This is a genomic window from Paraburkholderia sp. FW306-2-2C-D06C, from assembly GCF_058781505.1.
Genome location: NZ_JBYSWU010000046.1, coordinates 36,397 through 48,348, shown reverse-complemented (window position 1 = coordinate 48,348; position 11,952 = coordinate 36,397). Strand labels below are relative to the sequence as shown.

The 11,952-nt window shown below is 63.2% G+C and carries 11 protein-coding genes and 1 pseudogene; 4 read left to right on the top strand and 8 right to left on the bottom strand.

Features of this window, described 5'->3' with window-relative positions:
- Window positions 1–111: 111 nt before the first annotated feature.
- From AC3WLT_RS27805 to AC3WLT_RS27795, 3 genes are all read right to left on the bottom strand, one after another.
- On the bottom strand, window positions 112–1,845 hold the full coding sequence (locus AC3WLT_RS27805) for a tetratricopeptide repeat protein (protein ID WP_492594875.1): 1,734 nt from the start codon (window positions 1,843–1,845) through the stop codon (window positions 112–114).
- Window positions 1,846–2,058: 213 nt separating this feature from the next.
- Window positions 2,059–2,628: a DUF4142 domain-containing protein gene (locus tag AC3WLT_RS27800; protein WP_492594874.1), complete on the bottom strand. Its 570-nt coding sequence runs from the start codon at window positions 2,626–2,628 to the stop codon at window positions 2,059–2,061.
- 232 nt (window positions 2,629–2,860) lie between these two features.
- Window positions 2,861–3,772: a LysR family transcriptional regulator gene (locus AC3WLT_RS27795; RefSeq protein WP_492594873.1), complete on the bottom strand. Its 912-nt coding sequence runs from the start codon at window positions 3,770–3,772 to the stop codon at window positions 2,861–2,863.
- Window positions 3,773–3,871: 99 nt separating this feature from the next.
- On the opposite strand from AC3WLT_RS27795, the gene AC3WLT_RS27790 reads away from it, so the two are divergent.
- From AC3WLT_RS27790 to AC3WLT_RS27775, 4 genes are all read left to right on the top strand, one after another.
- Window positions 3,872–5,176, top strand: coding sequence for a CitMHS family transporter (locus tag AC3WLT_RS27790; protein WP_492594872.1), 1,305 nt, complete (start codon window positions 3,872–3,874; stop codon window positions 5,174–5,176).
- Window positions 5,177–5,199: 23 nt separating this feature from the next.
- A complete protein-coding gene (locus AC3WLT_RS27785; protein WP_492594890.1) occupies window positions 5,200–6,558 on the top strand; it encodes an acyclic terpene utilization AtuA family protein in 1,359 nt (452 codons plus the stop codon).
- A 1-nt stretch (window position 6,559) separates the two neighbouring features.
- Complete coding sequence (locus AC3WLT_RS27780) at window positions 6,560–6,868, top strand: AtuA-related protein (protein ID WP_492594871.1); 309 nt, start codon at window positions 6,560–6,562, stop codon at window positions 6,866–6,868.
- Between the two features lie 144 nt (window positions 6,869–7,012).
- Window positions 7,013–7,810 (top strand): hypothetical protein, encoded by a 798-nt coding sequence (locus tag AC3WLT_RS27775; protein ID WP_492594870.1) that lies wholly within the window; start codon window positions 7,013–7,015, stop codon window positions 7,808–7,810.
- Window positions 7,811–7,858: 48 nt separating this feature from the next.
- Here the strand turns inward: AC3WLT_RS27775 and AC3WLT_RS27770 are convergent, their stop codons facing one another.
- From AC3WLT_RS27770 to tssG, 5 genes and pseudogenes are all read right to left on the bottom strand, one after another.
- On the bottom strand, window positions 7,859–8,941 hold the full coding sequence (locus AC3WLT_RS27770) for an asparaginase (RefSeq protein ID WP_492594869.1): 1,083 nt from the start codon (window positions 8,939–8,941) through the stop codon (window positions 7,859–7,861).
- 126 nt (window positions 8,942–9,067) lie between these two features.
- Window positions 9,068–9,349 (bottom strand): annotated as a pseudogene (locus AC3WLT_RS27765) (LysR family transcriptional regulator); the annotation flags it as partial.
- Between the two features lie 57 nt (window positions 9,350–9,406).
- Window positions 9,407–10,030: a pyridoxamine 5'-phosphate oxidase family protein gene (locus tag AC3WLT_RS27760; RefSeq protein ID WP_492594868.1), complete on the bottom strand. Its 624-nt coding sequence runs from the start codon at window positions 10,028–10,030 to the stop codon at window positions 9,407–9,409.
- 205 nt (window positions 10,031–10,235) lie between these two features.
- Window positions 10,236–10,847 (bottom strand): type VI secretion system lipoprotein TssJ, encoded by a 612-nt coding sequence (gene tssJ, locus AC3WLT_RS27755; protein WP_492594867.1) that lies wholly within the window; start codon window positions 10,845–10,847, stop codon window positions 10,236–10,238.
- 54 nt (window positions 10,848–10,901) lie between these two features.
- Window positions 10,902–11,882, bottom strand: a complete 981-nt coding sequence (tssG, locus tag AC3WLT_RS27750) for a type VI secretion system baseplate subunit TssG (protein WP_492594889.1) — start codon at window positions 11,880–11,882, stop codon at window positions 10,902–10,904.
- Between the last annotated feature and the right edge of the window lie 70 nt (window positions 11,883–11,952).

Below are 11,952 nucleotides of genomic sequence, written 5' to 3'. Positions count from 1 at the left end.
CGTCGATAAACGGACATTCAGTCTACGCGCGTCTGCGCCAACGCGTCGGGCTCGCCGTGCGGTAACGCCCCCAACCTTTCGATCCTCCGTGAAGGATCGGTATTCGAGTTTTTATCTTTGGTCGACCGCCGGCACGGCCGGCGTACTCAATGCGGCCAGCGCGTCGCGCGCGGCCCGAATCACGCTGTCCCAATCGCCCAGGGCGGGCTGCCGGAACAGGGTCGCGCGCGGATACCACGGCGTATCCGTGCGCTCGAGCATCCAGCGCCAGCATGTGTCGAAGCGATTCAGAATCCATACGGGCTTGTCCAGCGCACCGGCCAGATGCGCGGTGGACGTGTCCACCGAAATCACCAGGTCGAGGTTCGCCACCAGTGCCGCGGTATCGGCGAAATCATCGAGTTCCCCGGTGTAGTCGACGACGCGGTGAGCCGATTCGTTGGCGGGCAGTTGCTGCGTCGCCGGACCTTTTTGCAGGCTGAAGAACCGCACGTTCGGCACGTCGAGAATCGGTGCGAGCCGCTCGAACGTGATCGAGCGGCGCGCGTCGTTCTTGCGGAGTTCGGCGACATGCGGCCGATTTCCGCCGGCCCAGACGAGTCCGACTTTCAGGCGGCCGTCCGCGTGTGCTTCGATACGGTCATGCCACAAGCGGGCGGCCTGGGCGTCGGCGAATAGATAGGGCGTCTGCGACGGAATGCTCGCGATGCCGGTTCTGAATGCGAGCGGCAGACTCAGCAACGGGCAGTGACAATCGAACGGCGGCAGCGCCTGGCCGGATTCGACCCATTGACCCACGCCATCGAGTGTGGACATGAGCCGCATCAACTCCGGCGGCACTTCGAGCACGACCTTGGCGCCGAGCTTCGACACCAGCGCGGCATAGCGGCAAAACTGCAGCGTGTCGCCCAGGCCCTGCTCCCCGTGCAGGAGAATGGTTTTGCCGTCGAGCGAAAAATCGCCCAGCCAGAGGGGTTCGGCAAAGCGGCGCTTGCTTTCCTTGATCCGGCTGCGTTCCCAACGCCACTCGTACTTCTGCCACCCCGCTTCGAGCCGCCCCATTTGCAGCAGACACAGCGCTTCGTTCCAATGCGTCTCGGCGGAAGCGGGATTCACCGCCAGCGCGCGCTCGTAGCTGAGCAACGCCTGCGCGTGCTCGTTGAGATCGATCTGGGTCAGACCGAGATTGTTCCAGGCGTCGGCAAACGCGGGCGCGAGTTCGAGCGCGCGCCGATAGCTGCGTTGCGCCTCTTCCGGCTGGTTCAGATCGCTGAGCGCATTGCCGCGATTGCTCCAGGCGTCGGGATAATTCGGCTGCAAGGCGAGCGCGCGATCGCAGCTTGCCAACGCATCGGCGGGACGGCCCAGATCGCGCAGCACGCAGGCGCGATTATTCCAGGCTTGCGCGAAATCCGGCCTCAAGGCGAGCGCGCGATCAAAGCTGCCGAGCGCCTCCACGGGCAGACTCAGACCCGCCTGCGCGTTGCCGCGATTGTTCAATGCGTCGGGAAATCTGGCCTGACGCGCCAGTGCGCGATCGGCGCTCGCGAGGCCTTCGTCGAAACGCTGCAACGCGTTGAGCGCATAGGCGAGATTCGAATGGATCGGCGCCTGTTTCGCATCGATGGCGATGGCTTTCCTGAGCAGCTCGATGCCCTCTTGCAGCCGGCCCGCTTGCAGCGCGAGCGCGCCCAGCAGTTGCAGCGCGCCGACATGGCGTGGCTTGAGTTCGAGAATCTCGCGATAGAGTTCTTCGGCCTCGGCGAATGCGCCGTTCTGCTGAAGCGCGACGGCTTGCCGAAGCATGTTGTCCAACTGTTGCGGCAGATTGGCAGGCTTGCTCATGGATGAGCTTTTATTGAATGCGTGTGGAATCGGAAGACAGCTTTCGAATTGCCGAACCGCGCCAAACGCCGCGCAACCCTGGCTCGAAAGAACGAAGCCGATTATCGCCGAAAAGAACGCATTCGAACTGCCGCAACCATGCGATTTGAATAACCGCCCGTGGAATGGGCGATTGTAGCGCGCGTCACGCCGCTACGTGACGCGCTTCAGGCATTACTGTGCTGCTGCGTGCAGATGCTTGCGCTTAGCCAGTTCCTGAGCCATTGCGTAGTGTTCCTGGATGGTCGGGAGCGCCTTCTTCGCTGCGTCCTTCAATTGTTCATCGCGGCCTGACGCGATTTCCGCCTGAAATGCCGAGAGTGCTTTTTGCTCGCCGGCGAGTGCGACCTGCTCGATGTAGACCTTGTCGAATTCGGCGCCGCGCAGGTTGTTGATGCTCGCGAGCACCGCGGTGTCCGGATCGTTCTTCGGCACGTCGACGCCGCGCGGGCTGGCGGCGCGCAGGGCTTCCGACAGTCTGGCGTTGTCGTTCGACACGCGTTCGGCAAATGCCTTGACGTCCCTATCGGTGGAGCGCGACGTGGCGATGCGCGCGGCATCGCGCTGCGTGGAGACGGCCCTGGTTGCATCCGCGATGAACGCCTGATCGGCGGCATGCAGACGGCCGGCCTCCGGCGTGGCCGCCGACGGCGCGGCTGGCGAAGTTTGAGCGCTGGCGGCGGTAGCGACAACCAGAAGACTGGCCATGCAGGCACTGGTGATGGCGAGGGGCAAGCGGATCATACGTTCTCCTTGTAGTGGAAGCGAAAGAACACCGATGCGCGGTGCATGGCTACTGGCTTGCAGTTGACTTGCTGGTGAGTAGCGATGCCACGATCGATCGCTGTGCATTCTAGGAGGCGCTTTACGTGGTGTGTGAAACGGTGCTGTCGTTTCTGTAACCGTAGGTAACGGTTTATTTTTTTGATTTTTTTAGTTTTTTTGCCTTACGAAGCGTGTATTTTTGCGGCCCGCCTTATCGCAGCCGCGTCGCAGATTGGCGTTCCAGTCTTTGCAACAGCACGGCAACAAAGGCATCCGTCGCCGGCGACAGCGTTCGTCCGCGCTTCTTGACTAACGCGATCGGCCGCACGAAGGCCGGATCGTCGATCGGTCGGGCCACCAGTTTCGGCTCCGCCAGCACTTCGCGCGCGGCGCCCGGCAGTATCGTCACGCCGAGGCCGCCGCGCACCATCGCGACCGCCGTCATCATGTAGGTGGGCTCGCAACTCACCTCGGGCGTGCAGTGAGCGTTCGCCAGCGCGGCATCGACGACCGCGCGCACGCTCGTGCCGCGCGCCGTCAACACGAGCGGCACGCTGACGAGATCCTTCAACGTGATGCGGCGCTTGCGCGCCAGCGGATGATCCTTTGGACAGACCACGACCAAACGGTCTTCCGCGACGTGCAGCACCTCGAGCGTCGAATCGGATAGTTCGCCGCCGGTCAAGCCAACGTCGACCTCTTCGTTGCGCACCAGCGTGTTCACCATGCCCGCCACCACGTCACGAATGTGAAATCCCACTCGCGGGAAATCGTGTTTGAACGCGCGAATCAGATCGGGCAGCAGGCTCGCCGCAAACGACGGCAGGCACGCAACGCGCACCGTCCCCGTCGAACCGTCGCCGAGCGCGCGGGCATCGAGCAGCACATGCTCCATGTCGTAGAGCGATTTTTGCAGCACCGGCAGCAGTTCGCGTCCTGTCGGCGTCAACGCCACGTTGCGGCTATTGCGATCGAACAGCCGCGCGCCGACCGTCTCCTCGAGGCGGCGGATTTGCACCGTCAAAGCAGGCTGCGACAGATGCAACTGCGCCGCCGCGCGCGTGAAGTTGCCTGTCTGCGCCACAGCGATGAACGCCCGGATATCGCGAAGATTCAGATCCATTACATTCCGTGATTGCTGCAATCAAATCATTTCAATTGCTTTATCGTCGTCACGAAACTACGCTGGAATGCACTAAAAAACAAGTTCGGAGACACGCAGATGCTGCCATTGCTGGGGCTCGCCACCATCGCCGTCCTGCTCGGGGCGATCCTTTCAAAACGCATGTCGCCGCTGGTCGCGCTGATCATCGTGCCGATTGCCGCGTCGCTAATCGGCGGCTTCGGGTTGCAAACGAGCAAATTCGTCATCGACGGACTCAAAAGCCTCGCGCCGGTAGTCGGCATGTTCGTGTTCGCGATCCTCTACTTCGGCACGATCACCGATGCCGGCACACTCGATCCGATCATCGATCGCATCCTCCGCGCGGTCGGCACGAAACCGACGCGCATCGTGGTGGGCACCACACTGCTCGCCCTGCTGATTCACCTTGACGGCTCCGGCGCGGTCTGTTTTCTGGTGACGATTCCCGCGATGCTGCCGCTCTACGACCGCCTGAACATGGATCGGCGCGTGCTGGCCGCGGCGGTGTCGATGGCGGCGGGCATCAACTTTCTGCCGTGGACAGGACCGATGATCCGCGCATCGGCATCACTTCATCTACCCATTTCCGCGCTGTTCAATCCGCTGATTCCAGTGCAGATCGCCGGCCTCGTGTTCGTCTTCGGCGTCGCGTTCTGGCTCGGCCGGCGTGAAGAAAAGCGCCTCGGCTTCTCCGCCGCCGACGGCGCCATCCCGATGCCGAAACGTGAACTCACGCCGGCGGAACAGGCGCTGCGCCGCCCGCAAAACTTCTGGTTCAACATTGTGCTGACGCTGATCGTGCTGGGCACGATGGTCGTGATGGGCGAGAAAATCCCGCCGGCGATCATGTTCATGGTCGGTTTGTGCATTGCGTTGATGGTGAACTATCCGAACGTGGAGATGCAGCGCAAGCGCATCGACGCGCACGCGCGCGCCGCGCTGATGATGGCGGGCATTCTTCTCGCGGCAGGCGTATTCACCGGCATCATGCAGGGCAGCGGCATGCTGAAGGCGATGGCGCAGGCTGCCGTCGGCTTCGTGCCGCCCGCCATGGCCGGCCACATTCCGGTTGCGCTCGGCCTCGTTGCGATGCCGCTCAGCATGCTGTTCGATCCCGACTCGTTCTATTTCGGCGTGCTGCCGGTCATCGCCGAAGTGGCGGCGCAACTCGGTGTGCCGGCAGTGCATGTCGGTCAGGCGGCGCTGCTCGGCCAGATGACCACGGGCTTTCCGGTCAGTCCGCTGACGCCCGCTACCTTCCTCGTGGTCGGCTTATGCGGCATCGATCTCGCGGATCACCAGAAATTTACGTTCCCGCTTCTGTTCGGCGCATCGATCGTGATGACGATCGCGTGTGTCGTGCTGGGCGTTTTTCCTCTATGAGCGCATTCACGGGCGATACCAGCATGGCGGCAACTTCACACGCGCGCGTTGTCCGGCTTGGCGCGGGCGCCGGCTATTCAGGCGACCGCATCGAACCCGCGGTCGAACTGGCGGAACACGGCGCACTCGATTACCTCGTATTCGAGTGCCTGGCCGAGCGAACCATCGCGATTGCCCAGCAGGCGCGGCGCAAAGATACTGAGCTTGGCTATGACCCGCTGCTGACGGCACGGATGAAGGCCGTCTTGCCCGTCGCCGTACGCAATGGCGTGCGGATCGTCTCGAACATGGGCGCCGCCAATCCGCGCGCCGCGGCGCGCGAAACGGCGCGAATCGCACGCGCGCTCGGCCTGCCCGGCTTGAAGATCGCCGCCGTCACCGGCGACGACGTGCTCGACGTCGTGCGGCAAGGCGATTTCCACTTCGAGGAATCGGGCGAAAGCGTCGCGTCATTTCATGACCGCCTCGTCTCGGCGAACGCCTATCTCGGCGCCGCGCCGATTGTCGAAGCGCTGGCGGCCGGCGCGGACATCGTATTGATGGGCCGGGTCGCCGATCCGTCGCTCTTCACCGCGCCGCTGATTCACGAATTCGGCTGGAATATGGACGATTGGGCGACGCTGGGACAGGCGACCGTCGTCGGCCATCTGCTCGAGTGCGCGGGACAGGTGACGGGCGGATACTTCGCCGATCCGGGCTTCAAGAATGTGCCGAACCTTGCGCGCCTCGGCTTCCCGATCGGCGAGGTCAGTGCCGATGGTTCCGTCACCATCACGAAGGTGCCGCATGCGGGCGGCTGTGTCACCGAGGCGACCTGCAAGGAACAATTGCTCTATGAGATTCACGATCCGCAACGCTATCTGCAACCGGATGTGGTCGCCGACTTTACGCAGGTTCGCGTGGTTCAGGAAGCGCATGACCGCGTGCGTGTCACCGGCGGCCGCGGCACGCCGCGCACGGATACGCTGAAGGTATCGGTTGCGTATGTCGATGGTTTTATCGGCGAAGGGCAAATTTCTTACGGCGGTCCGGGCGCTGTCGAACGGGCGCGGCTCGCACTCGATATCGTTCGGGAAAGGCTCGAACTGAGCGGCGTCGAAACGCGCGAATTGCGTTTCGACCTGATCGGCCTGAACGCTTTGCACGGCGAGACTGCGGGAACGCGCAGCACCGGGCCGCATGAGGTCCGCGCTCGCGTAGCCGGGCGCACGGCATCGGTCGAGCAGGCCGCGCAGATCGGCAACGAGGTCGAGACGCTTTATACCAATGGCCCGGCAGGCGGTGGCGGCGTCACGAAAGCAACCCGCGAAGTGCTTGCCGTGCAGTCGATTCTGTTGCCGAGGACGCACGTCAGCCCATCGTTCGAATTTGTGGAGACTTGAGATGAAACTGCGGGACCTCGCCCATTCGCGAACCGGCGACAAAGGCAATACGCTGAACGTTTCGGTGATTTGCTACGACGCGCGGCATTATGTGCATCTGCGGCAGCAGGTCAGCGCCGAACGCGTGAAAGCCCATTTGGCCGACGTCGTGCAAGGTACGGTGACGCGTTTTGAATTGCCGAACCTCGGCGCGTTCAATTTCGTGCTGACGGAAGCGCTAGGCGGCGGCGTGACGCGCTCGCTCGCACTCGATGCGCACGGCAAGTCTTTGAGTTCCGCGTTGATGGATCTGGAGATCGACGCACCGTAAGTATGCGGACGCAACAAACTGGAGCCGCCGCCCGGATCGCCGCAAAAAACCTGCCTGGCCCACTCGACAGCTGAAGAGGTTTCTGTGCAGCGCCGCGATGTTGTGCGAACATCCGGAAACCTCACTGCGGCACCGGAGTTGGCAATGACTGACCACGACACGCTGCATCCGTTACGTCCCTTCCTGAAGAATTACGTGTGGGAGCATGGCCGGGTCGGGACACGCTATCTCGACTGCGTCGATGGTGAAATCAAGTTCGACGACGGCAAGAAGTCACGTTTCGCCGCCGAAAAATATGTCTATGTGGCGCTCGGCAAAGACGCCGACGACGATCCGAAGGCCGAAGGCCCCGCCATTCAGGAGGCGGGTCTCGCCCGCTTCCTGCGCGCCGCCCAGTTCGGCAAACCGGAAGAAGCCGGTTCGGCGGCCGAGGTGCAACGCGCGGTGCACGATTGCGTCGAGCTCGGCATCTTTAGCGCCTATCAGCTCGATGCCCAGCAGGCGATGGCACGCTACGCGCAGGAAGCGATGTTCGACGACGAGATCCGTGCCGCCGTCGTCGCCGATATTCGGCGTGTGTATGTCGGCATGCGTGAACAACTCGCGCTTTATGACTTCACCGTGCTGCACGGCTTGCCCACGCCTCTGCTCTTTAGCGAAACACCGTTTATCGATTGGCGGGTGCGCGCGAGCCCGGCTCTGCCGCTCGTGTCGCTTCCGCTTGGGCCTTATTCCCTGCTGGTCGGCACGCCATCCGGAAGAACGAGCCGTGTCGCGCCGGTGGCGTGGAAAACCGCGGTCTCGATGGGCTCGTTGAAGGATCACAACCGGCATATGGTCGAGCGGGCGCGCTTGTGGCTCGTCGCCACCAACGACGATCAGCTCGTTGCCGTGCAAAGCCGCTTTAAGCCGGCCGACCCGGGCGGCGCGAAGCCCGCTTGACGATGACGCACACAACGCGCTAGCCAACGCTCGTACACGCGCCCTTACTTACTGCGGACGCGGTTCGAGCGCGAGCGTGATCGCAAGATGTCCGATCTCGATGCCGATCGTGTTGCGCATCGGCGGTGCGCGGTATGCATCGAGCGGGGCGCGTTGCTGCGCGCTGCCGATACCGAGTTGCGCAAGCAGTTCCGCGGCAAGCGCGTAAAGCACCATCAGGTTGCCGTCCTCGACTTTCACCGCAATGCCGAGCGCCCCTTTGGCGCCGAGCCTCGCGGTCTGCCCGGACGCGCGCACGCCGATCGCATAACTGCCGTCGGCGCCGACCTTGCCGACGAGTTCGCCGTCAAAGGCCCGCATCAGCGCCGTACAGAAGCGCCCCTCGCCTGCCACCAGTTCGGGGTAGGTCGTCATCGCGCGATAGATGCGGGCGAGCGCGGCGGTACGCAACGAAACCGAAACCGAAGCAGGCGCGGCGTCATGATCGGCGGCATCGGCAAGCTTCGCGAACAGACGCGCAAGACGATCGAGACCAAACGCCGGCGTCGGCAGATTGCAGCCGTCGGTCGCCCATTGCACGGCCTCGTCCGGAAGATCGCATACGTCGGCAACCGTATGCTTCACGCGAGCCTGCAACGGATGTTCGGGCAGGTGATAGTCCTTGAGCGCCGCGCCGATGGCCTGCGCGCCGGCCAGCATGCCCGCGTGCTTGCCCGAGCAATTGCTGCACACCGCGCCCGGTTTGAAGTCGCGCTTCAGCCAGTCGACATAAATAGCGTCAGACAAAGGAGGATGGCCGCCGCAACGCAAATCCGCCTCGCTAACCTGCGCCTTCGCCAGCATCTGGCGGGTGCGTTCGATATGGCGCGGCTCGCTGCTGTGAGAACCGCACATCAGCGCGAGGTCGGCTTCGTCGAAAGCAAAACGCTCGAGCGCGCCGGTTTCGAGCACGGCCAACGCCTGCGCAGGTTTTGCCGCGGAGCGCACCAGCGTCAAGCGCGACGGATCGCCGAACGAATACAGCAGGCGGCCATCGGCCTGAACCACCGCAACGTGAGCGATATGCGTGTTCTCGATCACGTCGCCGCGATAGACTGCGGCCGCGATCGGCCCGGTTTCGCGCTGACTCATGCTTGTGCTCCTCCTGTCTTTTCGATCGCGATGCAATCGCTATGTCGTGTCGTCAAGCGGGCGATTCTACGTTCGTCTTTCGCGCAAGCCAAATCCGCGCCGCGCGACGCGTCGAACCTCTGCTCACACCGTGTCGTGGATATACTCGACGAGGTCATCGATCAGCGCCCTCACCAGCAGCCACTGCACGTGCTTCGCATAGCCTTCGCCGGCGATCGTCAGACGTAACGCGCGGTGCTCTCGCACGAACAGCGAGCGGCCGAGGAAGTCTTCGAGCTGCGCGATCTGCCGGCTGACCGCGCTTTGCGTCCGATGCAGTTCCGCGGCCGCTTTGGTGAAGCTGGCATGCCGCACGGCCGATTCGAAGGCGATCAGGCATTGGAGCGGAGGTAAAGGAGCAATGCGCATGATGGTGACGACCGAGTGGCGTTGACACCATCATAGCGGGTCGAAGCCCGCGTCAAATCATGCGCGCGACGCTTTCCGCAGTTGCGCGAGTTCCGCCTCGAGCGCTTCGATGCGCCGGTCGCGTTCGTCCAGTGCGGCGGCCACGTCCGCTGCGTCGAAACGCTGCGGAATATGCTGCGGGCAGTTCACGTCCCACGCGCTCACCGTCATCACGATCGCGCGTTCGCCGCGCGCTTTGTACTCTTGCGGCATCAGCTTTGCCAGCAGCGCGGGATCGTCTTCGACCACGCGCGCCTCGCCCCAGATCTTGATGCGCCGCTGGTGTGCGTAGTCGATCAGGAACAGGTACACCTTCGGATTGTCGGCGAGATTGCCCTGCGTGATGTATTGGCGGTTGCCCGCGAAATCGGCGAACGCGATCGTGCGGTCGTCGAGCACATGCAGAAAACCCGCGGGGCCGCCGCGATGCTGAATGTAGGGTTGCCCTTCGTCGTTCGCGGTGGCGAAGAACACGCTCGTCTGGCGTTCGATGAAACTCGCGACATCCGGCGTGATACGGGTCTGCCAGCCGCGTTCGGTTTCCATGCGCGCATAGGCGGCACGCGAACCGTTGCGGGTCTGGATCGCCTTCACTGTGGGCGTGAAGGCGATGTCGCTCGAATACGGATGTGGGCGCATCATTGAACGGCTCCTTTTTCGCGGATGGCACGTCCAACGTTACAGGCTTCCATGTTCAAGGAGAACCCGGCGATATCGGGAACCCGTCTTTCAAAAACTGAGAACATGGCATGGCGCCTGGCCGGATCGAGACGACAGCATCTCCGGCCTGTCATTCGCGCGCGCTGGCGGCGCCTCGCAGCGCGCGGCGGAATGGCGGTTCTACTGTTCAGCCAGCCTGCGTGCCGTATTCCGTAATGACCGCCGGTTTCGGCTTTGGCGGATTCGGGACGCTCTGCAGCGGCGCGTCCCGCCTCACCGGTTCCGTTTTCGCGCCCACCAGTTGCAGTGTGTTGTCGCGCACCTCGATCTTCACCGGGTCGGTCTGCTTCCACTGTTTTTTCGGCACCACCAGCTTCCACGTCGAATCCTTGCCCGCGTCGCGGAAAAACGCGACCACGCCGACATACTCCGCATCGCTGTTCATCGGTTCGGCAACGCTTGCGCTCGCATCGGGCCGCAGCACGACATCCTTCGTCGCCAGCAGGTCGGCTTTCAGCGCGTCGAGATCATTCGTCTGCAGTTGCATGTAGTCGAGCTGCTCGAACGCCTGCGGCGTTTTCAACTGATAGATCCGCACCACCGTCGACAACGATTGTCCAGCGCCGTTTGTGTTTAATGACGACCGGCTGACGAGGTCCACGTTCATCGTCTTGATCTGCGTGGTGAACGCCCATTTCGCTGCGTCCACTGTGCTGTCCTTCACCGCCTGCCCAACTCCGCAGCCTGCGACGGCAAGGGTGGCCAACGCCACTGCGCCGGTTCGAAGTGCTCGCATCATCCTGTTGGTTCTCCTGGTGTTCCGTGTTCATGAATCGTCGAGTCGCTGACTGTGTCAATGCCCTGGACGGTGTTGAACCGCTTGCCGGTCACTGCCACCCGTCCAGACGCCCAGTTGCACCCGCGTGACCGTGTCCGTTCGACCACGTGCGCGCAGCCGCGGCAACTGCGTTGTGTAACCGAGACTGACCTGATCCGAATTCAATACCTGCGCAGGCATCAGTTCCGGGCGCACGTGCATCTCCAGATGCGCCTGCGCCTCGTAGCCGAGATAGAACCGCAGCAGCGCCATCACTTCGCAGTGATTGCCCTGCCCCGGCATCAGGCCGAGCACCGATTCGCGCGTCTGCGGGGTAATAACGACCCGCACCGAATTGCCCCGAGCGTAAAAACCACGGCCGAGCAGGCAGTTCTCGCCCAGCTCAGTCGGCTCGTAGTCTTCGACACTGATCCACACCGGGTAAAACTCCTCGACGGTGATCCGCGCATCCGGCACCGCGTGCTGCAGTACGCCCGCGAGCCCTTCGGCCGTCCGCGTCTTCTGGCCCGCGAGCCCCAGCATCGACAGTAGTTTTCGAGTGCCGACCGCCTCGCCGGTTTCCGGGCTGCCGATGCCCAGCCCGGCGAAGCTCAACAGGTAACGCGAGATATCGTCCGTTCCGCCGCTGCGGAAGCCGGCCGGGTAGCGGTACTTGCGCCACACACGGTAGTACTGCGTGACGACGCGGTGATGGAACAGGTCGAGGAAAGCCGACATCGGTTCGGCCCCCTCGCGATTCTGCGCAACCTCGTCGACGAAATACGACGGCATGCGGGCATCGACGCCGTAGAGTCCAAGAAACGTCGTGCGTACCGCGGGCGGCATCGCCGGGTTGTCCAGGTCGTATTCGACCTCATCGATCTCGCGGTTCGGAAAGCCGACACGTGCCCGCGAGCGGAACCTCACCGGCTCGGTCGCGGGCGAATCGGTGCTGCCGATCGGCGGACGAACAGGCGCCGCGAGTTCGATCAGTTCGCAGAAGCGGAAGAAATTCATCCGCGTCGCGTTGACGAGCAGCGCAGGCAGTAGCGACCGGTCCGCGTAGTTTGCGAACTCCCGCTCTGCA